At 70.3% G+C, this 24,795-nt stretch carries 19 protein-coding genes; 11 read left to right on the top strand and 8 right to left on the bottom strand.

What is annotated here, in order from left to right; genetic code table 11:
* Positions 1-27: 27 nt before the first annotated feature.
* Positions 28-1,005: a dihydroxyacetone kinase subunit DhaK gene (locus AB0J87_RS11845; RefSeq protein ID WP_363964459.1), complete on the bottom strand. Its 978-nt coding sequence runs from the start codon at positions 1,003-1,005 to the stop codon at positions 28-30.
* A 128-nt stretch (positions 1,006-1,133) separates the two neighbouring features.
* On the opposite strand from AB0J87_RS11845, the gene AB0J87_RS11850 reads away from it, so the two are divergent.
* From AB0J87_RS11850 to AB0J87_RS11890, 9 genes are all read left to right on the top strand, one after another.
* Positions 1,134-2,021 carry a dihydrodipicolinate synthase family protein gene (locus tag AB0J87_RS11850; protein WP_363964461.1) on the top strand — a complete coding sequence of 296 codons (888 nt, stop codon included), beginning with the start codon at positions 1,134-1,136 and terminating at the stop codon, positions 2,019-2,021.
* Between the two features lie 31 nt (positions 2,022-2,052).
* Positions 2,053-2,790, top strand: a complete 738-nt coding sequence (locus tag AB0J87_RS11855) for a GntR family transcriptional regulator (RefSeq protein ID WP_363964463.1) — start codon at positions 2,053-2,055, stop codon at positions 2,788-2,790.
* A 220-nt stretch (positions 2,791-3,010) separates the two neighbouring features.
* Entirely contained in the window at positions 3,011-3,952 is a 942-nt protein-coding gene (locus AB0J87_RS11860) for an ABC transporter substrate-binding protein (protein ID WP_363964465.1), read from the top strand.
* Positions 3,953-3,956: 4 nt separating this feature from the next.
* Positions 3,957-4,877, top strand: coding sequence for an amino acid ABC transporter permease (locus AB0J87_RS11865; RefSeq protein WP_363964467.1), 921 nt, complete (start codon positions 3,957-3,959; stop codon positions 4,875-4,877).
* 67 nt (positions 4,878-4,944) lie between these two features.
* Entirely contained in the window at positions 4,945-5,712 is a 768-nt protein-coding gene (locus tag AB0J87_RS11870) for an amino acid ABC transporter ATP-binding protein (RefSeq protein WP_363964469.1), read from the top strand.
* A gap of 34 nt (positions 5,713-5,746) precedes the next feature.
* Complete coding sequence (locus AB0J87_RS11875) at positions 5,747-6,913, top strand: aminotransferase class I/II-fold pyridoxal phosphate-dependent enzyme (RefSeq protein ID WP_363964471.1); 1,167 nt, start codon at positions 5,747-5,749, stop codon at positions 6,911-6,913.
* Positions 6,914-6,982: 69 nt separating this feature from the next.
* A complete protein-coding gene (locus AB0J87_RS11880) occupies positions 6,983-7,645 on the top strand; it encodes a GntR family transcriptional regulator (protein WP_363964472.1) in 663 nt (220 codons plus the stop codon).
* 10 nt (positions 7,646-7,655) lie between these two features.
* Entirely contained in the window at positions 7,656-8,663 is a 1,008-nt protein-coding gene (locus tag AB0J87_RS11885) for a 1-aminocyclopropane-1-carboxylate deaminase (protein WP_363964474.1), read from the top strand.
* Positions 8,664-8,824: 161 nt separating this feature from the next.
* Positions 8,825-9,412 (top strand): isochorismatase family protein, encoded by a 588-nt coding sequence (locus AB0J87_RS11890; RefSeq protein WP_363964476.1) that lies wholly within the window; start codon positions 8,825-8,827, stop codon positions 9,410-9,412.
* A gap of 2 nt (positions 9,413-9,414) precedes the next feature.
* Here the strand turns inward: AB0J87_RS11890 and AB0J87_RS11895 are convergent, their stop codons facing one another.
* On the bottom strand, positions 9,415-10,557 hold the full coding sequence (locus AB0J87_RS11895) for an ATP-binding protein (protein ID WP_363964478.1): 1,143 nt from the start codon (positions 10,555-10,557) through the stop codon (positions 9,415-9,417).
* Positions 10,554-11,207: a response regulator transcription factor gene (locus AB0J87_RS11900; protein ID WP_363964479.1), complete on the bottom strand. Its 654-nt coding sequence runs from the start codon at positions 11,205-11,207 to the stop codon at positions 10,554-10,556. The genes AB0J87_RS11895 and AB0J87_RS11900 overlap by 4 nt, the downstream gene beginning before the upstream one ends.
* 87 nt (positions 11,208-11,294) lie before the next feature.
* Here AB0J87_RS11900 and AB0J87_RS11905 point away from each other — a divergent pair, with 87 nt between their 5' ends.
* Positions 11,295-12,611, top strand: coding sequence for a S41 family peptidase (locus tag AB0J87_RS11905; RefSeq protein WP_363964480.1), 1,317 nt, complete (start codon positions 11,295-11,297; stop codon positions 12,609-12,611).
* A 30-nt stretch (positions 12,612-12,641) separates the two neighbouring features.
* On the opposite strand, the gene AB0J87_RS11910 is transcribed toward AB0J87_RS11905, so the two are convergent.
* Genes AB0J87_RS11910 through AB0J87_RS11930 form a run of 5 tightly spaced genes read right to left on the bottom strand, consistent with a single transcriptional unit; the run spans position 12,642 to position 23,299 of the window.
* The gene (locus AB0J87_RS11910; RefSeq protein ID WP_363964482.1) at positions 12,642-14,951 is read right to left on the bottom strand and encodes an SDR family NAD(P)-dependent oxidoreductase; all 2,310 of its coding nucleotides are present in this window, start codon (positions 14,949-14,951) and stop codon (positions 12,642-12,644) included.
* Complete coding sequence (locus tag AB0J87_RS11915) at positions 14,948-16,282, bottom strand: cytochrome P450 (protein WP_363964484.1); 1,335 nt, start codon at positions 16,280-16,282, stop codon at positions 14,948-14,950. The genes AB0J87_RS11910 and AB0J87_RS11915 overlap by 4 nt, the downstream gene beginning before the upstream one ends.
* Complete coding sequence (locus tag AB0J87_RS11920; RefSeq protein WP_363964486.1) at positions 16,279-18,810, bottom strand: KR domain-containing protein; 2,532 nt, start codon at positions 18,808-18,810, stop codon at positions 16,279-16,281. The genes AB0J87_RS11915 and AB0J87_RS11920 overlap by 4 nt, the downstream gene beginning before the upstream one ends.
* The gene (locus AB0J87_RS11925; protein WP_363964488.1) at positions 18,807-21,749 is read right to left on the bottom strand and encodes an SDR family oxidoreductase; all 2,943 of its coding nucleotides are present in this window, start codon (positions 21,747-21,749) and stop codon (positions 18,807-18,809) included. The genes AB0J87_RS11920 and AB0J87_RS11925 overlap by 4 nt, the downstream gene beginning before the upstream one ends.
* On the bottom strand, positions 21,746-23,299 hold the full coding sequence (locus AB0J87_RS11930) for an acyltransferase domain-containing protein (protein WP_363964490.1): 1,554 nt from the start codon (positions 23,297-23,299) through the stop codon (positions 21,746-21,748). The genes AB0J87_RS11925 and AB0J87_RS11930 overlap by 4 nt, the downstream gene beginning before the upstream one ends.
* A 356-nt stretch (positions 23,300-23,655) precedes the next feature.
* Here AB0J87_RS11930 and AB0J87_RS11935 point away from each other — a divergent pair, with 356 nt between their 5' ends.
* Positions 23,656-24,375: a methyltransferase domain-containing protein gene (locus tag AB0J87_RS11935; RefSeq protein WP_363964491.1), complete on the top strand. Its 720-nt coding sequence runs from the start codon at positions 23,656-23,658 to the stop codon at positions 24,373-24,375.
* The last annotated feature ends 420 nt before the right edge of the window (positions 24,376-24,795 follow it).

Raw genomic sequence — 24,795 nt, forward strand, 5'->3', positions numbered from 1 at the left:
GATGTTCGTCAGCAGGGTTCGGATGATTCAAGCGCCGGCGTCCCACAACGCGGTGGTGCGCTCGTCCAGCTCGGCGAGCGTGAGGGAGAAGCCCGACATGTCCAGCGCGGTGACGTACGAACCCACGAGGTTGCGGCTCACGGTGTGCCCGAGATCCGCCAGATGCCCGGCGGCCAGGCCGAAGATGCCGAAGAGTTCGAGCTCGGTGGTGGCGCCGAGCCCGTTGACGAACAGCAGCAGCGGCGCGCCCGGCGCGGGCTCGATCGCGTTGACCAACTCGCCGGTCATCCGCGCGAGCAGGTCGGTGAGCCGGGGGGTCTCGATCGTCTCGCCCGACCGCTCGCCGTGGATGCCGACGCCGTACTCCAGCTCGCCGTCGCCTAGTTCGGCCTGCACGGTGCCGGTCCGCACGCCGGTGTGGAACCGGTTGGCGACCGCGACGCTGCGGGTGCGGTCCAGGAACGCCCGGCCGAGCGAGCGCAGCTCCTCGAGGCCGGCGCCCTGGTCGGCGGCCGCGCCGAGGATCTTCTCGACGAGTACGGTGGCGCCGGTGCCGCGCCGGCCGAGCAGGATCTCCGGGTCGTCGGTCGCGAGGTCGTCGTCCACCACCAGCTCGGCGCAGGCGATGCCGTCCATGGCCAGGCGTTCGCGGGCGATGCCGAAGTTGATGATGTCGCCGGTGTAGTTCTTCACGATGTGCAGCACGCCGGCCTCCTTGGCCGCCGCGCGTGACGCCTCGTAGATCTGCCGGTTGTGCGGCGAGGCGAAGATCTCACCGGGGACGGCGGCGTCCAGCAGGCCGCGGCCGACCAGGCCGCCGTGCATCGGCTCGTGGCCGGAGCCGCCGCCGGAGACCAGGCCGACCCGGCGTCCCGGGGCGGGGTCGGTGGCGAGCAGGTAACGCGGGTCCGTGCTCAGCCGTACCGTTCCGGCCCGGGCGGCGGCCAGCCCTCGCAGGCTGTCCGCCACCAGATCGTCGGCTGAACGCATGAAGTAGGGGGCCATCGCCGCTCCGTTCGACTTGAAGTACAAACTGGCATTCCACATGCCACGTGCCAGATGCTAGATTCTCAGCCCGGTGGTCGTCCACCCTCCCCCATCCGCCCCGAGTGCCCAGGAAGAAGAGGCGACTCATGAAGTCAGTCAACCTGCGCGGAATCATCTCCACGGTCGTCACCCCGTTCGACGACAACGATCAGGTCGACTACGACCTGCTGCGCTCCGACGTCCGGTACCTGCTCGACTCCGGTGTGCACGGCATCTGCGCGTGCGGCAGCACCGGTGAGGGGCAGACGTTGTCCGCCGAGGAGAGCGCGGAGATCTGCCGGGTCGTCGTCGACGAGGTCGGCGGTGCCGTGCCGGTGGTTGGCGGCATCATCCGCAACTCCACCGCCGAGGTGCTCACGTACGCGCGTGCGCTCAAGGCGGCCGGCGTCGACGCGCTGCAGATCACCCCGGTCCACTACGTCTTCGCGCCGTCCGACGACCAGACCGTCGAGTACTACCGCACCATCGGCGCCGAGATCGGCCTGCCGATCGTCGTCTACAACGTGGTGCCGTGGGCGCTGGTCCGCACGCCGGTGCTGCGCCGGTTGATCGAGATCCCCGAGGTCGTGGCGATCAAGCAGTCGGGTGGCGACATGCACCTTCTCGCCGACATCCTGGCCTTCTACCGCGACGACATCACCGTGCTGGCCGCGCTCGACGACCTGCACTATCCCGCGTTCGCGCTGGGCGCGCACGGAGCGCTGGCCGCCATCCCGACCGTCACGCCCAGGCTCAGCGTCGAGCTGTGGGACGCGGTGCAGGCCGGCGACCACGGGCGGGCCCGCGAGCTGCACGAGGTCATCCTGAGGGTGTGGCGTGAGCTCGACGGCCCCGACCTGCCCGAGCGGCTGAAGGCGGCGCTGAACCTGCAGGGCCGCAAGGTCGGCAACCCGCGGCGCCCCTTCACCCCCGCCGCACCGGACACTGTCGAACGGATCAGGACGGCCCTGGACGCGGCCGGTCTCCTGACTTGAAATCTGGCATGCCAGACGGGAGGATGCGGCAATGGCCGCTGCCAAGCCCCCCAGGGCGCCCAAAGAGCCGAAGACCGTCCGCTTCTTGACGGGCGGCGCCTCCGAGGGTGGGATCGTGGTCGACAAGCTGCCGGACCAGCTCTATTGGGTGCTGCAGAAGCGCATCGTGCACGGCGAGATGCGGCCTGGTCAGCGGATCGACATCCAGGCGCTGATCGACGAGTTCGGCATCTCCAAGACCCCCGTGCGCGACGCGCTCAATCGCCTGGAGTACGACGGCCTGGTCCGCAGCAAGCAGCGCTCCGGCACCTACGTGGTCACCCCGACCATCGATGACGTGACCGAGTTCTGCCAGCTGCGCAAGGCCGTGGAATGGATCTGCACCGGGCTCGCCACCGAGACGATGCCCGAGTCGGTGCTGCGCGACCTGCGTGACGAGATCGTCGAGGCCGAGAATGCCACCAAGAAGGGCGATCTGCAGCCCTTCCTGGACAGCGACTTCCGGCTGCACCGCACGATCATCGCGTGGGCGGGCAACGAGAGGCTGATGCGCGTCCGGCTGTCCGTGGAGCCGTTCCTGAAATGGATCCAGGTGCTCGGCGCCACCGGCATCGACCGGGCGGCGCTGTCCACCAAACGGCACCTGGAGATCGTCGACGCGATGCTCGACCGCGACGCCGAGGCCGCCAGCGCGTTCGCGGCCCTGCACGTCGACGAGGTCGAGACCGCGACCAAGGAGGATCTCCCCAAGGTTCTCGGCGAGCGCTGACCGTCGCTCGTCGATCACGGCCGTGCCGGGCCTCCCGGCCGGTCCGCTCTGTCTGCCTGCGTGAATACGCCTGAAACCGCGGGTTTCTCGCTCGCCGGGAAAACCGCCTTCCTCCCTGGACATGCCTCGCCGGCCGGGTCTAGCATCTGGCCCTAAATATCTGGCATGCCAGATCCTCGAACCTCTCCCCATCCCTCGCCCTCAACGCCCGGAGACCCAGATGAAGAAAACTTGGCAGCTCGCCACTCTGGCCACCGCGGCCTGCCTCGGACTGTCCGCGTGCAGTGGTGGTACGGCAGGCGCCGGCGCGACTGCGCAGGCGGGCGCCGAGGGCGGTCCGCAGGACGTGACCGCGCCGATCGTCAAGGCCGTCACCAAGGACGACAAGCTCGCCGGAAAGGTCGCCGACCTGCAGGGCAAGCCGGTCGTGGTCGGGGCCAACCTGCAGACCCCGCCGAACGGGTTCCTCGCCGCGGACGCCCGTACGCCGATCGGCTTCGAGATCGACCTGATCACCGCGATCAACAAGAAGCTGGGCCTGGAGACCCAGATCCAGAACCTGCCGTTCGACACGCTGATCACCAGCCTGCAGAGCAAGCGGGTCAGCATGACCATCTCGTCGATGAACGACAACGCGACCCGGCAGCAGAAGATCGACTTCGTCGACTACTTCAACTCCGGCATCACGCTGATGGTCAAGAAGGGCAACCCGTCAGGGATCAAGAGCCCCGAGGATCTGTGCGGCAAGAAGGCCAGCACCGCCCCCGGCTCCTCGCAGGAGGAGTGGATGGAGAAGGTCGGCCCGTCGATGTGCCAGGCCAAGGGCAAGCCCGCGATCCAGATCGTCACCAGCAATCTGGACCAGCAGCGGCTCAACGACCTGAAGTCGGGACGCAACGACACCGAGGTCAACGACCTCCCGTACGTGAGCTACGCGACCACCAACTCCGGCAAGGGCCAGGACTTCGAGGCCGTTCCCGGCAAGCCGATCCTCGCCACGCCGTACGGCATCGGCCTCCACAAGGACACCTCCGAGCTGCGTGACGCGGTCCGCGACGCACTGCAGGAGCTGATCGACGACGGCACGTACGGCAAGATTCTCAAGGCCTGGAACGTTTCGAACGGGGCGATCGCGAAGACGGTCGTCAACGGCGGGAAGTAACCCCATGTCCACACCAACCACCGCCCGCCCCGACCTCGCCGGCCCGGTGATGCGCAAACGCAGCCACCCGCTGCGCTGGGTGGCCGGAGTCCTGATCGTCGCCCTGGTCGCCGGGATCGTCTACGCCATGGCCCAGGCGAAGATCATCTGGCCGGACGTCGCGAACTACATCGTCTCGCCGAACATGCTCCAGGCGGTCTGGAAGACGGTGCTGCTCGCGGTGATCTCCCAGGTCATCGCGGTCGTGCTGGGCGTGATCGTGGCCGTGCTGCGCATCTCGGCCAACCCGGTGGCGAACAAGGCGGCCTGGGTCTACATCTGGCTGTTCCGCGGCGTGCCGGTGCTGCTGCAGATCCTCATCTGGTACAACCTGTCGATGGTCGTGGACCGGATCACGATTCCCAGCCCGTTCGGTGGCGCGCTCTACAGCACCACCACCAACGATCTGATGACGCCGTTCATGGCGGCGCTGCTCGGCCTGGCGCTGAACGAGTCCGCCTACATGGCGGAGATCATCCGCGGCGGCATCAAGAGCGTGGACCACGGCCAGGTCGAGGCGGCCGGCGCGCTCGGCATGTCGCCGGCCCGCACCATGTGGAAGATCGTGCTGCCCCAGGCGATGCGGGTCATCATCCCGCCGACCGGCAACGACTTCATCAACATGCTGAAGACCACGTCGCTCGCCTCGGTCATCACGTACGAGGAGCTGCTGCGCGCCGCGCAGAACATCTCCAGCCGCAACCTCCAGGTCATGGAGACGCTGTTCGCCGCGGGCTTCTGGTACATGGTCGTGGTCAGCGTCACCAGCGTCGGCCAGTACTACCTGGAGCGGGCCTACGACGTGTCGGCACCGGGCGCGAGGTCGGGGAGCGCCTCGATCCTGCGTACGATCCTGCGGCCCCCGATGAGGAGGTCCAAGGCATGAGCGAGCGAAGCGAGCGACCAAATGAACACGGCCGTCTGTCGCTCATGCGACCGACGCAGGAGGGCGCATGAGCGACGATCCGATCATCAAGGCCGTCGGCGTGCGCAAGTCGTTCGGCCCGCTTGAGGTCCTGTCCGGCATCGACCTGGAGGTGAACCGCGGCGAGGTGGTGTGCCTGCTCGGCGCCTCCGGCGCCGGCAAGAGCACGTTCCTGCGCGCGATCAACCGGCTGGAGACCATCGACGGCGGCCAGATCTGGGTGGGGGAGCAGCTCATCGGGTACGAGCCGCGCGGCGACCACTACCGGGAGATGACCCCCAAGCAGGTCGCCAGGCAGCGGGTGCCGATCGGCATGGTGTTCCAGCGGTTCAACCTGTTCGCTCACCTGACCGTGCTGCAGAACATCATCGAGGCGCCGCGCGGCGTGCTCGGCCGGCCCAAGGCCGAGGCGAAGCGGCGTGCCGTCGAGCTGCTGGACAGCGTCGGCCTGTCCGACAAGGCGGGCCACTATCCGGCGCAGCTCTCCGGCGGGCAACAGCAGCGCGTGGCGATCGCCCGCGCGCTGGCCATGGACCCCAAGGTGATGCTGTTCGACGAGCCGACGTCGGCGCTCGACCCCGAGCTGGTCGGCGAGGTGCTCAAGGTGATGACCGACCTCGCCAGAGGCGGCATGACCATGGTCGTCGTGACGCACGAGATGGGGTTCGCCCGCCAGGCCGCCGACAGGGTCGTGTTCATGCACCAGGGGTGCATCGTCGAGTCGGCCTCGCCGGAGGAGTTCTTCGACCACCCCCGGCACGAGCGCACCAAGCAGTTCCTCCGCAGCATTCACTGACCGCCGGACGCGGTCCTCCAGGAAAGAGCCAAGCATGCGCGCTGCCCCCGCCGTCGCAGGCATGAAGCACAACGGCATCCGTACGATCATGGATCTGGCGATGTCCGGCACCCGCCCGGACCTGATCCGGCTGGAGATCGGCGAGCCCGGCTTCCCGACGCCCGCGCACGTGGTGCGCGCGGCCGACGAGGCCGCGGCGGCGGGGCGGACCAAGTACACGGCCAACGCCGGGATCCCCGAACTGCGGGCGGCGCTCAGCGACAAGATCAAGCGGGTCAACGGGTTCGACGCCCGCCCCGAGGACATCGTGGTCACGGCCGGCGGGGTGCAGGCGCTGTTCGCCACGCTCACCGCGCTGGTCGAGCCGGGCGACGACATCCTGATCCCGGACCCGGCCTGGCCCAACTACATCGCGTTCGGGAAGATCCTCGGCGCCTCCACCACGGCCTACTCCCTGGCGCCCGAGACCGGGTTCCTCCCCGACCTCGCCGAGCTGGAACGGCTCGTGACGCCGCGCACCAAGGTGCTGATGCTGAACTCGCCGTCCAACCCCGTGGGGTCGGTGTTCCCGGCCGGGACCCTCGCGGAGCTGATCGCCTTCGCCGAGCGGAACGACCTGTGGATCGTCTCCGACGAGTGCTACGACCAGGTCGTGTTCGACGACACCTTCGCCTCCACGGCGGCCGTCGGCGGCGCGGAGCGGACGATCTCGGTGTTCACCTTCTCCAAGACGTACGCGATGACCGGCTGGCGCATCGGCTACCTGGCGGCGCCGCCGTCGCTCGCGGAGATCATCACGCGGTTGCAGGAGCCGATGGTCTCCTGCATCAGCACACCGGGTCAGTACGCGGCACTGGCCGCGCTCACCGGGCCGCAAGACGAGCAGCGCGCGATGGTCGAGACCTACCGGGCCAACCGCGACCTCGCCGTCGGGGAGTTCGCCGCCCACGGATTCGACGTCTACCGGCCGCAGGGCGCCTTCTACCTGTGGATGCGCACCGGCAACCGGGATCTCGACGGCATGGAGATCGCCAAGAGACTGATCACCGAGCACGGCGTCGCGGTCGGCCCCGGCCCGGCCTTCGGCGAACGCTCGGGCGAGTACATCCGCCTGTCGCTCGCGGCCTCCGCCGACGACCTGCGTGAAGGCATCCGCCGCATCTGCGCCAGCGGCCTCCTTCACCCCGCCGGGCGTTCCTGAGACGGGGGCTTGACTCCTCGCGACATGCGTCATGCAATATATTGCATGCCGGTTCCACAGAGCCGAGGAGTGGTCGCCAGGTCGCTTCTCCGGGAGAACGCCTATCGCGCCATCCGAGACGCCATCGTCGACGGCACGCTCGCCCCGGGCGAACGTCTCAACGACGGCGATCTGGCACAGTGGCTGGGCGTGAGCCGCACTCCCGTCCGGGAGGCGCTGACGCGTCTGGAGCAGGCCGGGCTGGTGCGGACCAAGCCCGGCCGTTACACCATCGTCAGCACGGTGGACGTCCGGTCCGTGCGCGCCGCCCAGTCGGTGACGGCCGCCATGCACGAGCTCGCCGTACGGGAGGCGCTGCCGAATCTGTCCGCCGGCGAACTCGACGCCATGCGCGAGGCCAACGCGCGTTTCGCCGATGCCTTGCGCCGCGACGACGCGGACGCGGCGCTCGCCGCCGATGACGCCTTCCACGGCATCCCGGTGATCGCGTCCGCCAATCATGCGATACGCGCCGTTCTCGACCAGTTCACGCCGGTGCTGCGGCGCGTGGAGCGGATGCGGTTCTCCTCCCTGAGCGGCCGGGGCTCGGTCGCGCAACACGAACGGATCATCGCGTTGTGCGCGGCCGGAGACGTGGAGGGGGCGGCGCTCGCCGTGCGTGCCAACTGGGGGACCCTGGTCCCACTCCTCGATGCCATGCCCGCCGCTTCCGAGAACGAGCCTTCAATCTGAGGAGCCGTACATGTCCATCGACGATTTCGAGCGCTATCCGCTGCTCTTCGGTCCCAGCCCCGTCCACTGCCTCGACCGGCTCAGCGACCACCTCGGCGGAGCCCGCGTCTGGGCCAAGCGGGAGGACTGCAACAGCGGGCTGGCGTTCGGCGGGAACAAGACCCGCAAGCTGGAGTACCTGATCCCCGACGCCCTCGCCCAGGGCGCGGACACCCTGGTCAGCATCGGGGGAGTGCAGTCCAACCACACCCGGCAGGTGGCCGCGGTCGCCGCCAAGGTCGGGCTGAAGGCCGTACTCGTGCAGGAGAGCTGGGTGGACTGGCCGGACGCGGTCAACGACAAGGTCGGCAACATCCTGCTGTCGCGCATCATGGGCGCGGACGTCCGCCTGGTCCAGGCCGATTTCGGGATCGGGCTCAAGGACAGCTGGCACGAAGCCCTGGAGGGGGTCACGGCCGCCGGTGGCCGCCCGTACGCGATCCCCGCCGGAGCGTCCGACCATCCGCTGGGCGGTCTCGGCTTCGTCAACTGGGCGTACGAAGTGCAGCGGCAGGAACGCGAGCTCGGCGTCTTCTTCGACACCGTCGTGGTGTGCAGCGTCACCGGGAGCACTCAGGCAGGCATGATCGCCGGCTTCGCGGGCCAGGATCGTCCCCGGCGCGTGCTGGGCATCGACGGCTCGGCCAAGCTCGCCGAGACGCGTGCCCAGGTGGCGAAGATCGCCCGCGCCACGGCCGAGCTCATCGGCCTGGGCCGGGACCTGCACGAGGAGGAGATCACGGTGCTGGAAGGCTGGGCCGGCGACAGGTACGGCATCCCCGTGCAGTCCACCCTCGACGCCATCAGGCTCACCGGACGGCTGGAAGGCATGATCATCGACCCTGTCTACGAGGGCAAGTCGATGGCCGGGCTCATCGACCTGGTCCGCAGCGGCGAGATTCCCCAGGACTCCAACGTCCTGTACGCCCACCTCGGCGGCCAGCCCGCCCTCAACGCCTACAGCGGCGTCTTCCGCTGAGCGTTGGGCCGAGCCGAACGCCATCGGCTGCTCGAACGGCAGGTTGCGGCCCGCGCGGGAGACGGGCGAACGAGCGGCGCGCTCCCTTCTGCCCCCTAACATGAACACGTATAGTGAGATTGGTTGCACTCAATGTCACAATTGGAGGAAAGGGGATTTCCGTGAGTCGTGCACTGATCATCGTCGATGTGCAGAAGGACTTCTGCGAGGGCGGCAGCGTTCCGGTGAAGGGCGGCGCGGATCGAGCCGCCGCCATCGCCGAGCTGGTCCGGCGCGCCGATGGGCAGTATGCCTTCGTCCTCGCCACCCGTGACCACCACATCGATCCGGGCGCCCACTTCTCCGACAACCCCGACTTCCAGCACTCATTCCCCGTGCATTGCGTCGTCGGTAGTGAGGGAGGCGAGTTCCATCCGAATTTCGCGCCCGCCGTCGACTCCGGGCACGTCGACGAGGTCTTCTACAAGGGCGCTCACTCCGCCTCCAAGAGCGGTTTCGAGGGCTCGGCCCAGGACGGCACGACACTGTCCGCCTGGCTGAAGGCCCGTGACATCGCCGAACTCGACGTCGTCGGCATCGCGACCGATCACTGCGTGAAGGCCACGGCACTGGACGGGGCGCGCGCGGGCTTCACGGTGCGGGTCCTGCTCGACTACACGGCCGGCGTCGCCGCCGACACCACGCGTACCGCACTGGACGAAATGCGCCGGGCCGGTGTCGCCCTGACCGGCGAACCTGTCGTCGCCTGAACTCAGGCGCCACGCCCACCATCAGGCTCCACGTTCGGGGGCCGGCACTGGCTGCGGTCGTCCGCGGCAGGCACCGCATCCTCGGATTCCGCGAAGATCACGACGAGCTCCAACCCGCCCCCCGGGTTGGGGCTCGCTCGCACGTCGGCTCCGTGAGCCTTCGCGATCGACGCGACGATCGACAACCCGAGCCCGGCGCCCTGTCCACGGGTCGTCTGCAGCCGCCGGAAGGGCTCGAAGAGATCGCCGAAGCGTTCCTGGGGCACGTGCGGGCCGGTGTTCCGGACCGTCAAGACTCCACGGGAGAGCGTCACCTCGACGGTTCCGCCGGGATGGTTGTAGCGAACCGCGTTGTCGACGAGGTTCGTGACGAGCCGGCTCAGCAGGATCGGATCCCCGTCGACGACCAACGGTTCGATCCGCGTCGTCACGGTGACCTCGTCCGAGCCGCCTTCGGCCAGGACGAGCAGCACCACCTCGTCCAGGGCCACCGGTGTCCTCTTCTCAAGGCCGTGCTCCGCCTGGGCCAGGACCAGCAGGGCGTCGATGAGGCTCTCGGTGCGGTGGTTGTGGAACAGGAGCTTGTCGCGGATCTCACCGACGTCTTCAGGAAGGCCGATCTCGATCGCCGCTCGCTGGACGGCCAAGGGGGTCCGCAGCTCGTGGGACGCGTTCGCGATGAACCGCCGCTGCCCCTCGACGGAGCGTTGGAGGCGGTCGAGCATCGCGTCGAACGTATCGGCCAGTTCCTTCAGCTCGTCCTTCGGCCCGCTGAGCGCGATGCGTTCGTGCAGGGTCGACATGGACAGCCGCTGCGCCGTGGCGGTGATCCGGTGGACGGGCCGCAGGATCCGCCCGGCGACCAGCCAGCCGACGATCACTGATACCAGTGTCAGGATTCCGACCGTCGCCACGGTCACCCCCCACTGGTAGTCGATCACCTCGTCCACCAGATCGGGCAGCGTCGGCAGCTGATGGTCCGCGAGGTCCGGCGCCGCCGGCGCCACCGGGACCGGCCCGATCCGCCCGATCCTCCTGTCCAGCGCGTGGCGCAGCAGCAGGTTGACCGTGACCAGCAGCACGGTCGAGGTCAGCAGGAACAATCCGGAGTAGATCAGGGTGAGTCGTACCCGGACCGTCGTCACAGCACGTATCCCGCGCCGGGAACCGTCTGGATGCAGGGCGGATCGCCCAGCTTCGCGCGTAAGCGGCTGACCACGACCCGCACCACCGTCGTGAACGGGTCGACGTTCTCGTCCCATGCCTCTTCGAGCAGCCGTTCGGAGCTCACGACCGCGCCGTCCGCCCTCATCAGCACCTCAAGGACGGCGAACTCCTTGAGCGACAGATGCAGGTGCCGCCCGTCCCGCGACGCCTGCAGACGGTGGGTGTCGAGCACGATCCCGTGCCGCGTCAGCACCGGCGGCACCTGCGCCTGGCTGCGCCGCCCCAGCGCCTGCACCCGTGCGACCAGCTCGGCGTAGTCGAACGGCTTGGGCAGGTAGTCGTCGGCCCCCATCCCGAGGCCGGCCACCCGCTCCGGCACCGCCGCGGCCGCCGTCATCATCAGGATCCGCGTACGGCTCCCGCGCGCCACCAGCTCACGGCACACGAGGTCGCCGTGCATCTCGGGCAGGTCCCGGTCCAGTACGAGAACGTCGTAGTCGCTCACCGCCAGCCGCTCCGACGCGGCGAGCCCGTCGTACACCACGTCGACGGCCATGGCGTGGCGGCGCAACCCCACCGCCACGAGATCGGCCAGGTCTCGTTCGTCTTCGGCCACCAGAACCCGCATAGCGATGTTCGTACCCGAATCGGGGTAACAGCGGCGTTAACGGATCCGTTCACAGCCGAGCAACCCGCTTCCGGCCACGCTGGCGGCATGATCAAATCCCTCTGCGCCGCCATCCTGATGGCGGCCTGCTCCCTGTCCGCACCCGCCTCCGCGCCTGCCGAGCGCTGCACCGCCCTCACCGGGCCACCGCCGGAGTCGGCGCCGCCGACCTCGGTGAACACGCTCCGGCAGGCGTACTTCTGCGTGCTGGACAACTATTACAGCGGTCCGGCCATGGATGCGAAGGCGCTGCTGAAGAGCGCCTTCGCCGCCTACACCCAGGACCTGATGCGGCGCGGCGCCGATCGGCCCGACCTCCAGCTGCCCGAACTGACCGGGAACCGCGACACCGACTGGGCCGCCTTCGCGAAAGCCCTCGGCGACGGCGACCCCGCCGCCCTGCGCGCCGCGATCACCGGCATGGTCGCCGGACTGCACGACAACCACGCCCGCGCGGTCAGGCCGACTCCTCCACCGGAAGGCGGGCCGGTCGGGACGGGCATCGTGGGTGTGTCGGCCCAGCAGGGCCCGCAACTCGACCCGGCGGCCAAGCCGCCGTTGTTCATCACCCGCGTCCTGCCCGGCAGCCCCGCCGCCAAGGCCGACATCAGGCCCGGCGACATCATCGTCAAGGCCAACGGCATACCGCCGTTCATCGGGGACACCGTGAACCAGAGCATCGTCCAAGCCTTCGCCGCCGGCACGGTGACGCTCACGCTCAAGCGCCCCACGACGGGACGGACCCGCACCGTCGAGCTCAGAGAGGGCCCCGTCACGCAGCAGCCTCCGGCGGTGACGTCGAAGAAGCTCGCCGACGGCGTCACGTACGTCCAACTGCCCGGATTCTACGAAGGCGCCGCCGACCAGGTCATCGCCAAGCTGAAGGACAAGCCGAAGGCGGTGGTCCTCGATCTGCGCGGCAACGGCGGCGGGTCGCCTCGCGAGGTGACGCGGCTGCTCGGCGCGTTCGCGCACGGCAAGGTCACCAGCTACTTCTGCCCGCTCAAGGGCGACTGCGTGCCCAACCGGACCGACGACAGCATCCCGCTGCTCGGCTCGCGCCTGGTCGTCCTCACCGACCGCGGATGCGCCTCGGCCTGCGAGGACTTCAGCGGGGCCGTCAAGGACAACGACCTGGGTACTCTCATCGGGACCCGCACCGCCGGGGCCGTCTCCGGCCCCAGCGACGGATACCTTCTCGACGACGGCAGCATCCTGCTCCTGCCCAAGGTCCGGCACCTCGGGCCCGCCCGCGAGATCATCGACACGATCGGCGTCCCGGCCGACCACTACGCCCCCATGACCGCCCTGGACCTGGCCACCGGGCGCGACCCGGGCGTGGCCAAGGCACTGACGCTTCTTTGACGCGCTCGCCGCAACGGCCCTCGGGCGGGCTCAGGGAGCGGGCAGGGCGGGCCCGGCTGACACCCCCTCGATGGACAGGACCTGGCGGCCTGATCTCAGCCCGGCCCAGCCGCCGGCGACCGGCCGGAGCTCGTCGACCTGCTGCGCCCCTGGATACGGAACGACACGGGCGATCTCGACGACATCGCCCGTCACCGGCCCCGCTCGGCGCACCACGGCGTCGAGCGCGGCGGGGGCGATCCCGTGCTGCGGCGGGAACGGCGACGTCCACAGATCGGCGGCGGTCACGGCGGGCAGCCGGTCTCCCGCGCCGAGCACCAGCCCCGACCAGGCCAGCCGCCCGCCAGAAGCAGCCACGCCGCGCGTGACCGATGGCGGCACGGACGGCGGAGGCGCCGGCGGCGACGACCGGTAGAGCAGTCGCATCGACCCGGCCGTCTCCCCGGTCTCCGCCGTGATCGTGACCTGGACGCTCCAGCCTTCCTCCAGGGTCTCGCCCAGCGCCCGGGTGGTGAACCGGCTCCCGTCCGGGGCCAGGACCAGCGCGGACAGCCGGACCTGCACGTCCCGCACCTCGACCAGGTGCTGCGGCGGCCGGTCCGGCGGCACGACCCAGTCGGCGACCGAGCACGCCTGCTCGATCAGCACCGAGATCGGCAACGCGGCACGCCCGTCCACGGTGAACTCGTTCAGGCACGGATGAGAGCCCGGCGTGTGGATCACGCTGCTGTGGAGCCGGCGAGACGGTTCGAACAGCTCGACGGAGCCCAGGAAATGCGCGAGCCCGTGCAACCTGGGCAGATCCGGATGCCCGGTGAAGAGCCGGAAGCCGCGTAGCTGAGTGGGCACCAGCATGCTGCCGACCTGGCCGATGAACATGACCTCCCCGGTGTGGCCGGAGCGCAGCTCGCGGATCCACCGCCGGACTCCCTCGGCCGGATCGATGGTGGACACGTAGCGGACCGCCGCGTCGTAGTTGGCGATGACCCCGAGCCGCTCCCAGGTCGGCCAGCACAACGTCTGCGCGGGCAGCCCAAGCGTGTTGCGCGCCCAGAACCCGAGTCTGGACAGAGCCTCGTTACCCGCCGCGTAGTCGATCTGCCCGATCATGCCGCCCATGCGTCCGGCCAGCGAGCCGACGTTGCAGAACACCTTGAGCGTGTCCCGCCTCCCGGGAGTGTGGAGCACCGCGCGGGTGAGGTTGGCGAAGCCCGTCACCTTCACGTCGACCGTTCGCACCACGTCTTCCGGGGTCTTGTTGTCGAGCCTGGTCGGCACGTCGATGCCCGCGTTGTGGACGATCACGCTGGGATCGGGGATGCGGGCGAACAGCGCGTCGACCTGTTCCGGCCGCACGCAGTCGCACGGCTCGTACGTGATGCGCAGGCCGTCCCGCCGGGCCGCTGCCAGGTTCGCGCCGACCTGCCGCAGCTCGGCCTCGCGTTTGAGCGCGGCGCGTACGTCCCGGAGTTCCCTGGCGGTGCGGGCGGACCGCACTCTGGCCCGGCAGTAGTCGGAGTAGTCCGCGTCGTCCATGGTCAGCCAGCCGGCGTCGGCCGGAAGCTCGTCGCGGCCGGTCACCACGACCTGGCAGCCGACCTCCTCGGCGAGCCCGCGGGCCAGGGCGAAGCCGACGCCACGGGCGCCCCCCGAGATCAGCACCACGTCGTCGGACCCGAGCTCGACGCGGGGCGGCGGTTCCGGGCTCGGCCGCGCGTTCAAGGCGTGGCGGACTCCCTGCCGGTAGCCGATCTCGAACAGGTCCCAGGCCGCCAGCTCGGCCGTCAGCAGCTGGGCCAGGCGGGCCGGGTCGACGGCGTCGACGTCCAGGACTTTCACCGCGAGGTTGGGCAGCTCGCGGGGCAGGCACTTGGCGAAGCCGGCCCAGATTCCGCCCAGCGGGGAGTCGATCGCCCCGTCGTGGTAACCCATCAGCCCGCCCATGGCGGTGACGGCGACGTAGCAGTACCGGTCGGCGCGGGGGTCGGCTCCCCAGGCGCCGTATCTGCGCTGCACCATCCGGGTCGTCCTGGCCAGTGCGTCCCGCCATTCCCCGCCGTCGAACCGGTAGGGGACGCCCACGACGTTCAGGTCGATGATCCCGTCCCAGTCGTCCCGCTCGGGTTCGCGGCCGGGCACGCAGAGGTCCGCGCCGAGCGCGCGCGCCACCTCCGCGGCCAGCTCTGCGTCGGAGCCGATGACCAGCAGCCGCCGCGCCACAGGAGAGGGAGGCGGAAGTGGGTGGGGTACGGGATCCCAGATCATGCGACGGACCGGCCGGACGAAGGAGGTGGTGTCGAAGGACACCAGGTGCGGGCGGACCGGCGCGGCGGCCGTCATGTCCGCTCCTGCACGACCGCGGGGATCCCGCCGCTGGGGAACAGAGTCACGTAGTGTCCGCTGCGCACCGTGTGCGCACCCGACAGCCGCAGCCGGTAGCGCTGCGACAGGATGGCCACCGCGGTCACCAGCGTGGCCATCGCCAGCCCCTTGCCGATGCACATGCGCCGCCCGCCGCCGAACGGCAGGAAGGCGTACTTGTGCCGCTTGCCCTGGGTGTCGTCGAGGAAACGCCGGGGATCGTAGGCCTCCGGGTCGGACCAGTGCTCCGGTGAGCGGTGCGTGCCGTACACGCTGAGCAGGACCGTCGTCCCCGCCGGCACCGTGCGGCCGGCCAGGCAGTCCGGCTCGACGGCGTCGCGCGGGAACTGCCAGACCGGCGGGTGCAGCCGGAGCGCCTCGTTGATCGCGGCCGTGGTCTGCACCAGTTCGCCCAGCCGGTCGGGTGCGGGCGCCTGGCCCGCGAGCACCTCGTCGACCTCGCGCTCGACGGCGCGGCGGGCCTGCGGGTGCCTGGCCAGTTCGTACATGGTCCAGGCGAGCGCCTGGCCGGTGGTGTCGGAGCCGGCCAGCAGCAGGGTGCGGAGGTTGTCCGACACCTCCGCCTCGGAAAGGCCGGCGCCGAGCAGCTGCCCGGCGGCGTCGGAGCCGTACTCGCCGCTGGCGCGGCGCGAGCTGATCACCCGGTGGATGATGCCGTCGAGCACCCGGTCCGCCCACTTCCGGTCGCGGTGATACCGGGTCGGCACGAAGGAGGGGATCATGGCGGGCAGGCCCATGATCGTGCGGGTGAAGATGACCTTGTTGGCGATCGCGGCGGCTCGCGCGTAGTCGGTGCCCGACAGGTCCTGGCTGATCAGCGCCATGCCCAGGACCCTGGCGGCGATGTCCATCAGGTCGGGTGCCACGTCCACGACGTCGCCGGACTTCGCGTGCGCCGTCCAACGGCGGACGACCTCCTCGGTGGCGCCGACGGCCTCGCGCGCGTTGCTCCGCACGAGCTGCAGGCTGAACGCGGGCTGGACGGCCTTGCGCGGCGCGCGCCACTGGTCGGTGTCGAGCGTCAGCAGGCCGGAGCCCATGACGCCGGAGAATCCGCGGTAGAGCTTGCCCCGTACGTAGTTGTCCGGGTTGGTACGCAGCACCCGCTCGATCGCCTCCGGCTCGGTGACCTGCACGAACGGGATGGGCAGCTTGACCGACACCAGCGAGTCGCGTTCCTGCATGCGCAGGGTGTAGGCCAGCGGGTCCTTGAAGTAGGGGATGGCGTCACCGATCACCGGCAGCCCGGCCGGGCCGTGGGCGACAGGGCAGGTTCCTTGGCGGGTCATGAGCGCTCCTGGCGGTCGAATCGTTCCCTGTCGAGGTATTGGCCGGTCTCCTGGTCCACGTAGCCGACGATGGCGCCCGTGATGTCCTTCACCTGGAGCAGCACCTCGCCGTCGGCGGCCACCGCGATCGCCCGGTTCTCCGGCTCGGGATCCTCCAGGTCGAGGTCGACGGGGGTGACGTAGAGCTCGACCGGTTCGGTCAGCGCGGCGAGCGTCAGGTCGGTGTGGCCGCCGTACAGGTCGATCCGGCGGACCGTGCGCGGGATCGCGACGGGCGTCCAGCGGTCCGCGACGGTGTGGAGGACGGCCACGCGCACCAGACCGTCGAGCGTGACGGAGGGGACCAGCAGGTCGGGGAACCAGCGTCGCAGCGCTGGCGCGTCGAGCGCGAGCCGGCCTCGCCGTCCCAGCGGATGCTCCCGGGTGCCGGTGGTCGACCGGAACACCTCGCGCAGGAGCACGTCCGACCCGGGCGCGTGGTAGGGGTCGCGGAGGGGCCTGCTGCCGTGCTCGTCCCAGTGCGTCCACCTCGGGCCGGGCACGGGAGCGTCGCGCAGCCGTACGGTGACCGAGAAGTGCAGCTTGTCGCGGGCGATGGTCACGCCGTTCGGCGCCACCACGTCGCCCAGCACGCGGACGGCGACCACCGACTCGCGCTCGTCGGTGCGCAGCAGCGTGGCGGTGAGCCGTTTGACCTCGGGCCGGTCCTTCCGGTAGATCCGCAGGAACGACTCCAGCCGCAGGTCCTCGAAGACGACCGGGACCCGGTTCGGCACCAGCGAGACCGCGGCTTGCGCGGCCAGCTCGGGCACGAACGTGCCGGGCAGGGTCGGATAACCGCGTACCTGGTGAAACTCCAGATAACCGTCCCTGTCCAGGGTGAACGTGCGCTCCGCGACCAGCTCCGTGGCGTTGCGGCGCAGCACCGTGTCGATGTACGGCAGCGCGCGCGCCTCGCCCATGCAGAAGTCCAGGAACTCCGGCCGGATGCCCCTGACGAGCTCCCGTTCCTTGTCGCCCAGGAACACCGTGGCCGGCGCGTCCCGCACGGCGGTCAGCTCGGTGAGGAAATGGTCGACGCCTTCCTCGGTCGGCATCGGGGTGTACGCGTCGATCTCGGCGAGGAAGGCGCGCATCAGCGGGGTGGCACCGAGCCCGACGTCGCGCCAGAGCGTCCAGCCGATGGTGAACTCGTTCTCCGCGCTCATCGCGGCCATGTTGAGGAAGTCGTTGGCCGCGGCGTAGTCGGTCTCGCCGCGCTGGCCGGTCAGCCCGATGAACGAGCCGAAGTTGCACCAGCGGCGCGGCTCCCGCCCGCGCAGCGCCTCCTTGAGGTTCAGGTACGTGTGCACCTTGAGGTCACGCACCGTGCGGAAGTCGCCGACGGACTTCGCGGTGACGTCGGAGGCCCGGTTGGTGCCGGCGATGTTGAGCAGGAGGTCGATGGGGCCGTCCACGGAGTCGACGGCGTGCCTGACGGCGTCCGGGTCCCGGAGGTCGCAGCGCAGGTAGCGGACCCGCCCGGGCCCGGACAGCCGCTCCAGCTCGGTGAGCGTGTCCCGGACCTGCCGCTGCTCGCGCAGCCGGTCGAACCTGGCGTTCGCCTCGGCCACGCTGACCCGGTCCGGCCCGTTGAGCTGGGCCCTGATGAACGTGCTGCGCTCGGGCAGTTCCCCGGAGTCGCCGGGCAACCGGGAGCTGCCCAGGATCACGATGCGCGGGCGGTATCGCCCGGCCAGCGCCGTGAGGATGGGTGCGCCGATGCCGCGCGCCCCGCCCGCGGCCACCACCAAGGAGTCCTGGCCCAGCGCCGGCATCCCGTCCGGTGTGGCCTCGGCGGGCACCGCTCGCGGGGTGAGCCGGCGCCCGCCGACGTGATAGGTGACCGGGAGGAGCTGGCCGGCGCCCAGCTCGGCGCTCACCGTGGCCAGCACCTCCTCCAGCGGCGCCGCCGCATGCACGGTGGCGAGCACGTTCGTGTCGGGCAGCTCCAGCGCCAGGCTCTTGACCAGGCCCGTGAACAACCCGGTGACGGGCAGCGGCACCCCCGCCTCGGTGACGCCGCCCACCACGCTCACCACGAACGAGCCGCCCGCCAGGCGTGGCGCGCACTCCTTGGCCGTCATGAACGTGCGCTCGTGCAGCGCGAGCAGCTCGCGGACCGGGTCCGACCAGCGGGCCTCGCGCAGGCTGGGATCGGTGGCGTCCACCAGCACCCGTACGTGCCGGGGTGCCTGGCCGTCCTGGTGGGCCAGCGCGGTGCGGAACGCGGCGGAGTTGGTGAGCACGACGGAGTCCGCCGGGATCGCGGGCGGGGCGGAGCGGATGGGCCGGCGTGGGGCGGGTGCCAGCTCGATCACGTGGCGGTCCAGCAGATTGGCCGCTTTCGGCTGCCTGCTCAGCCGGATCACCCGCGGGCTCGCCTGCCGGTCGGCACTGAGCTCGACCGCCGTCCGGCTCTGCGCGCCGCTCAGGAAGGCGATCAGCTCGCGCCCGCCCTGCGCGCCCAGGAAGTTCGCGCGGGTCATGCGATGGCCTCCAGCATCTCTTCCACGGTGGACTCCACGGACACCTCGGCGAGCACCGGCAGGCCCTCGGCCAGCGCCAGCGACTTCCTGGTGATCGCGAACAGGAACGTCCCCTCGCCGATCTCCCCGCAGCCCAGCAGGCGGCCCCAGGACGTGAGACTGTTGCCGTTGCTCGCGGCGACCAGGACCGCGTCCACGTCGCCGAAGTCCAGGTAGCACTCGGCCACCTCGAAGGCGTCGGCGAGCGAGGCTCCGCCGCCGTCCACGGCGATGTTGAGCCCACGCAGGTCGAAGTAGCTGCACAGCCGGGCGGGGATGACGTTGGGCATCTCGCCGGGGAAGGAGTCCTCGTCCGGCGCGGCGATCAGTCCGGTCACGCGCTCGCGCAGCTCCTGCGCCTTGGGGACGGCCTGGCGGTCGAGCTCGTCGAGGTGGGCGCGGATCGCGTACAGGACCGCGTTCCTGGTGGGCCCGGTGTGGCCCACCACCACTCCGGTGGTACGGCTGTGCCGTTGGCAGAATTCGCGGATCCGGGGGTCCATCCGGTGCATGCACTCGATGATCATGAGCTGGGTGCGGTCGGTCGCCCGGATCGTGGAGGCCGGCAGGCGCAGCCGGGCGAACGGCGGGCTCGGGTAGCCGTCGCCGAAGGAGTTCGGCAGGATGTGCCTGCCCTGTGCCCACTCCGCGATCTGCGCGTTGCTCTCGGCGCCGGGCACGTGCGCCGACCAGCCGACGATCACCATGGGCTCGCCGGTCCTGGCTCCGTAGCCGGCCTTGCCGCGACGGCCCGGCCGGAACTCCTGGATCAGCAGGTGCGCGTTGGTGCCGCCGAAACCGAAGCCGGACACGGCCACGGTGCGCGGCCGGTCCGGCCGCGCCGGCCAGGGCACGGGTCGCTCGGGGATCTCCAGATTGCACGACTCCAGGCCGAAGCTGTCCGGGGCCGCCGAGAAGCGGTGCTGAGCGGGAATGACCTCGTGCCGCAGCCCCAGAAGAGCGTGGATGACCGACACCACCCCGGCCGCCCAGCCCGTGTGGCCGATCAGGGACTTGTTCGAGGTCACCTGGACCGGATGCGTCCCGGCGTAGGCCGCGCGCAGGCTCAGGAACTCGGCCTCGTCGCCCGCCGGGGTTCCGGTGGCGTGCGCGATCACCCAGTCGACCTCGCCGGCTTCCACGCGCGACTTGTCCAGCGCGCGGGCGACGGCCAGTTCCTGGCCCGCGCTGGACGGCGCGTAGATGGCCTTGCCCTTGCCGTCCGCGGACAGGCCGACCCCGGCGACCAGGCCGTACACGGTGTCACCGTCGGCGAGCGCCCTGGACAGCCGCTTCAGTACCACGGCGCCCGCTCCGTCGGAGAACAGCACGCCGTCGGCGGTCCTGTCGAGCGCGCGCACCTCTCCGCTCCTGGACAACCCATACAGCTTGGAGAACAGCACCGACCCGCTGGGGACCAGCGCGAACGCCCCGCCGCACACGGCGACGTCGGCCCGGCCGGACAACAGGTCACGCAGTCCCAGGTCGATCGCGTACAACGAGGACGAGCACGCGGTGTCCACCATGAGCAGCCGGGTGTCCGCCGGCAACAGGCCCTCGATGGCGCTGGCGCCGATCCGGTGCGGGAACGGCTGCGATCGGGTGGCGTCACCGTGCCACAGCACGGAGTCGGGGACCTCGCCCAGCTCCTCGCGGATGAGCGCTTCCTGCAGGTGCTGGCTGCCGTCGGGGGTGAAGCCGAAACAGGCGGTGTACGTGTCCCCGTCCCGCCTGGCCACGCCCTCCAGCGCCTGGTGCACGCTGTGCCGCAGCCACACCGTGGTGAAGTCGAGCCCGTCGTCCGGCCGCTCGGCGGCCAGCTTGGGGTGCGGCGTGAAGCCGGTCATGAAGCCCGAGCGGCGCTGGTAGGTCTTGTCGGCGGCGCTCGAGTCGTCGTCGTGGAAGCCCGCCATCGACCAGCGATCCGCCGGGACGTCGACGAACAGCTCCGCGCCCTCCATGAGCAGCGACCAGAAGCCGTCCGGATCGCTGGCCCCCGGAACGGCCAGCCCCATGCCGACCACCGCGACAGGATCCACGTCTTGATCGGAATACGTCTCCAGCCCTGGCTCAGGCTCCGGGTCTGGCTTCGGCTCCGGTTCTGGTTGCGGCGCCGGCTCTGGTTGCTGCTCCGGGTCTGGGGACGTGGCGCGGCGCTGCAACGACATGCCGCCGTCCGCCACCACGGTCTGCCCGGTGATCCATCCCGCGCCGGGAGAGGCCAGCAGCAGGACCAGGTCGGCCAGGTCGTCCGGGGTGGCCAGCCGCCCCAGCGGGGTGGCCGCCACCAGGTTGGCGCTCACCGACTCGAACCCCGGGAACATGCGGCCGACCGGATTGTCCATGAGCGCGACGGAGGCGGTGTTCACCCGGATGCCGTCCGGGGCGAACTCCGCCGCCAGGTAGCGGGTCAGCGCCTCCAGAGCCGCCTTGGACAGCCCGATCGGCAGGTAGTTGGCCGGGGCGTAAGACGCGCCGAGCGAGGAGACGTTGACGATGCAGCCCGCGCCGGATCGGGCCAGCAGCGGGCGGGCCGCCCTTGCGCACCAGAGCGCGCCCTTGACGTTGACCTCGAACGCCTGGTCCAGGTGCTCCTCCGCGAGCTCGTCCCAGGCGGTGAACGTCCCGCCCGCGGCGTTGTTCACCAGCAGGTCCAGCCGTCCGTGGGTGGCGCTGACCTGGTCGAACATGCGTCGTACCTGATCCGGCTTGGCCACTGACGCCCTGATCACCTCGACGCCGTCGCCCAGCTCGGCCGCGAGGGTCCTGGCCTCGTCGTAGGAGTGGAAGCAGTTGATGATCACCCTGGCGCCGGACTCGGCGAGCGAGCGTACGATGCGCGCGCCCACGCTGCCCGCGCCGCCGGTGACGAGGGCGACGCGGCCCTGGAAGCCCGTCATGTCGTGCCCGCCCTGGCCAGCGAGTCGAGGACGAAGTCCACCACCTGGCCGAACGTCCGGTAATCGGCCATCCGCATGTCGTCAGGCGGCGGGCCCAGCTCGAACAGCACGCCGAGCCTGCCCATCAGCTCCACCCGCTTGACCGAGTCGACGCCGAGGTCGGCCTCCAACTCGGCGCCGTCCTCGAAGACCTCCTCCGGGTACTCCAGCGTGGTGGCGTAGAGGTCACGCACCCGGACGGCGACCGTCTCCCTCGACGTGGGCCCTGCGGGTGTCTCCGCCGGCGGCGTCGGCGCAGAGGGCGCGCTCGTGTCCTGCGGCGGGACCGGGGCGGGAGACGTGCCCGGCTCCGGTGTCACTGCGGGAGGCGTGCTCGGCTCCGGTGTCACTGCGGGAGGCGTGCTCGGCTCCGGTGCCATGGCGGCGGGCGCGGGCGGGTATGCCATGGTCGTGCCGGTGTGCCGGACCGTTCGTGGCTCGGCGGCGGGAGCCAGGAACTGGCCGGTCTCGCGGAGCGTGTCCAGGTCCGGCAGCAGCGGCGTGTGCACGGAGGCGGACGACTCGATCGAGCGGACCCGGGACGTCAGCGCGCGTCCCGCGCCCACCTCCACCCATACGCCGGCGCCCGAGCGATGCAGCCGCTCCACGGCGGGTCCGAACCGCACCGGCGTGACGAGGTGGGAGGCGAGCAGTTCGCCGAGGTCGTCGGAATCACGGTAGTAGCGGCCGAGAACAGGGGAGAAGACGGGAATGCGCAGGCCCCTCCGGCCGTATCCGCTGAGCCGGCGGGCGAGCTCCTGCCGCGCCTGGGCGAGCAGCGGGCTGTGGAACGGATGCGGCGAGTGCAGTGTGGTCGACGGCAGCCCGATCGCGGTGGCGATCGTCGCCGTGCGGCGCAGCGCGTCCGCCCGCCCCGCGACCACCGTCTGCGCCGGTCCGTTGTCCACCGCGATCACGGCGCCGGAGGTCGGCAGCAGGTCGAGGATCTGCTGGGCCCGGTCGGGCTCGCAGCCCAGCGCCAGCAGCCCGCCGCCGCTGGTGTCGTGCTCGCGCAGCACGGTGATCCGGTGGCAGAGGATCTCCGCGCCCTCGGCGACGTCCAGCGCGCCACCGGCGACCAGCGCCGCGATTTCGCCGAGACTGTGCCCGACGAGCACGCTGAACCGCGCTCCCTGATCGGAGAGCGCACGAAAGGCGGCGACCGAAGTGGCGAAAACAGCCAGCTGGAGCACGTCCGGCGCCGCTTCGACCAATTGATCGACGGAATCATCGGAAAAGGCCCGGCTCAGGCCTTTTCCGAGAATGCCGTCGGCCACCGTGTCAATGGTTTCGATCACCTTGGCGGTGCCGGGATCATGTGCGCGTAGCCGTGGCAGAGCGCCCGGCAGATAGGCTCCCTGACCCGGGAAAAGACCCACAACAATTTCGACGGAGCTCAGCATTCCGGTCCCCCTCAGAGCACGGTGTCGGCAAAATTCCCATTCCTGGGATTCGCGTTGAATATTCCGCGTGCGAGCTCGATGAAGCCAAGGTAACCGCGTCACATGCATCGCGGACACCCCTAAAGCAAGTGTGAAGTCAGGGGTGATCGCAAAGCCGAGAAATGGACCTCGGGCCCACGAAGAGCCAACCTGCGGGTTTGGGGCGGCCCGCACGACTGCGGTGGCCGTCTCCTGGCCGATGGGGCGGATCTTGATGTCGGCCTTGCCCAGCCTGAGGATCTGTCGCGGAGCAGGGCAGTGGGGGAGGGGTTGTTGGTGATCCTTGAGGAATTGCCAAGGATCACGCGCCAGGCGATCATCGCTAGGCTGCGACGATGGAACGAGTAACCGACGTGCCCGAGAATGGCGCCATAGGGCATCCTTCCTGGGTTTCGCCCGCAACCCAGCCTGCGGATCCCGACCAGGTGAACGACTACGACGGTTTCGCGGAGGCGTACTCGGCGGAAACCGAGAACAACATCCTGAACGAGTACTGGGCGCGGTACTCGATCCTGGCCCTCGTCGGAGACGTGGCCGGCCGCCGGATCCTGGACGCCGGCTGCGGCTCAGGCCCTCTGGCCGCCGCACTACGCGACCGCGGTGCCGTCGTCACCGGCATCGACTCCAGCGCCGGGATGCTGGCGTTGGCTCGGCGGCGGCTCGGTGACGACGCGAACCTGCAGGTGGCCGACCTGAGCGATCCCCTGCCGTTCGCCGACGGCGCGTTCGACGACGTGGTCGCGTCGCTGGTGCTGCACTACCTGGAGGACTGGGGGCCGGCACTGGCCGAGATACGGCGAGTGCTCAGGCCCGGCGGCCGGCTGATCGCGTCGGTGAACCACCCTTTCGTGGAGCACGTGAGCCAGACTCCTCCTCGGCGCAGCTATTTCGCGACCACCAGCCATACCGACGAGTGGACGTTCGACGGGAAGTCCTTCCCGATGACCTTCTGGCGCAGGCCGTTGCACGCGATGACCGACGCCTTCACCGCCGCCGGCTTCCGCCTTGCCGTCATCAGCGAGCCGCAGCCCGACCCGGCCGCCCGTGAGCTGTTCCCGGACGATTTCCAGGACTTCGCGGACAAGCTTGCCTTCCTGGTCTTCGTCGTCGAGGCACCGCCATCGGATGCCGGCTCGGACGGCTAGTTGACCACGCCAAAAGAGTGAGCGTGTCCGAGTCGCTGTTGGTGACGTACGCGGTGGCCCCGTTCGGGGTGAGGGCGACGCCCCGAGGAACTTGCCGTCGGCGTCCCCGAGCGGGCGGAGGACCGCCCTCGGGCCGATCGCCAGGGAGGAAACGTCGCCGGAGGCCTTCGCGTCTGCGGCACGGAATCGGCGCGACCGGGGACGGCGCACGACGAGCGAAGGCTGCGACGTCGCCGGTACGGGCGGCAACGTCGTCGAAGACGGCCGGCCCCTCGTTTCCTCGACCGGCCCCGCACCGTTCAGGGCCTCGCGAGGCGGCCTGCCCGAGAACACAGCGTGGGCCCGCCGGCTGATGCCGGCGGGCCCACGGTGAATGTATGCGTACCGGTGTGCGTGTCGCCTCTCGGCGAAAGGCGCAAC

Origin of the sequence: Nonomuraea sp. NPDC049625, assembly GCF_040675285.1 — a bacterium.
Taxonomy (GTDB): Bacteria; Actinomycetota; Actinomycetes; order Streptosporangiales; family Streptosporangiaceae; genus Nonomuraea; species Nonomuraea angiospora_A.

Excerpts from the sequence above, each read along its gene's own strand:
- AB0J87_RS11845 (WP_363964459.1), bottom strand. The coding sequence starts at position 1,005 with ATGGCCCCCTACTTCATGCGTTCAGCCGACGATCTGGTGGCGGACAGC.
- AB0J87_RS11850 (WP_363964461.1), top strand. The coding sequence starts at position 1,134 with ATGAAGTCAGTCAACCTGCGCGGAATCATCTCCACGGTCGTCACCCCG.
- AB0J87_RS11855 (WP_363964463.1), top strand. The coding sequence starts at position 2,053 with ATGGCCGCTGCCAAGCCCCCCAGGGCGCCCAAAGAGCCGAAGACCGTC.
- AB0J87_RS11860 (WP_363964465.1), top strand. The coding sequence starts at position 3,011 with ATGAAGAAAACTTGGCAGCTCGCCACTCTGGCCACCGCGGCCTGCCTC.
- AB0J87_RS11865 (WP_363964467.1), top strand. The coding sequence starts at position 3,957 with ATGTCCACACCAACCACCGCCCGCCCCGACCTCGCCGGCCCGGTGATG.
- AB0J87_RS11870 (WP_363964469.1), top strand. The coding sequence starts at position 4,945 with ATGAGCGACGATCCGATCATCAAGGCCGTCGGCGTGCGCAAGTCGTTC.
- AB0J87_RS11875 (WP_363964471.1), top strand. The coding sequence starts at position 5,747 with ATGCGCGCTGCCCCCGCCGTCGCAGGCATGAAGCACAACGGCATCCGT.
- AB0J87_RS11885 (WP_363964474.1), top strand. The coding sequence starts at position 7,656 with ATGTCCATCGACGATTTCGAGCGCTATCCGCTGCTCTTCGGTCCCAGC.
- AB0J87_RS11900 (WP_363964479.1), bottom strand. The coding sequence starts at position 11,207 with ATGCGGGTTCTGGTGGCCGAAGACGAACGAGACCTGGCCGATCTCGTG.
- AB0J87_RS11905 (WP_363964480.1), top strand. The coding sequence starts at position 11,295 with ATGATCAAATCCCTCTGCGCCGCCATCCTGATGGCGGCCTGCTCCCTG.
- AB0J87_RS11910 (WP_363964482.1), bottom strand. The coding sequence starts at position 14,951 with ATGACGGCCGCCGCGCCGGTCCGCCCGCACCTGGTGTCCTTCGACACC.
- AB0J87_RS11915 (WP_363964484.1), bottom strand. The coding sequence starts at position 16,282 with ATGACCCGCCAAGGAACCTGCCCTGTCGCCCACGGCCCGGCCGGGCTG.
- AB0J87_RS11920 (WP_363964486.1), bottom strand. The coding sequence starts at position 18,810 with ATGACCCGCGCGAACTTCCTGGGCGCGCAGGGCGGGCGCGAGCTGATC.
- AB0J87_RS11925 (WP_363964488.1), bottom strand. The coding sequence starts at position 21,749 with ATGACGGGCTTCCAGGGCCGCGTCGCCCTCGTCACCGGCGGCGCGGGC.
- AB0J87_RS11930 (WP_363964490.1), bottom strand. The coding sequence starts at position 23,299 with ATGCATGTGACGCGGTTACCTTGGCTTCATCGAGCTCGCACGCGGAAT.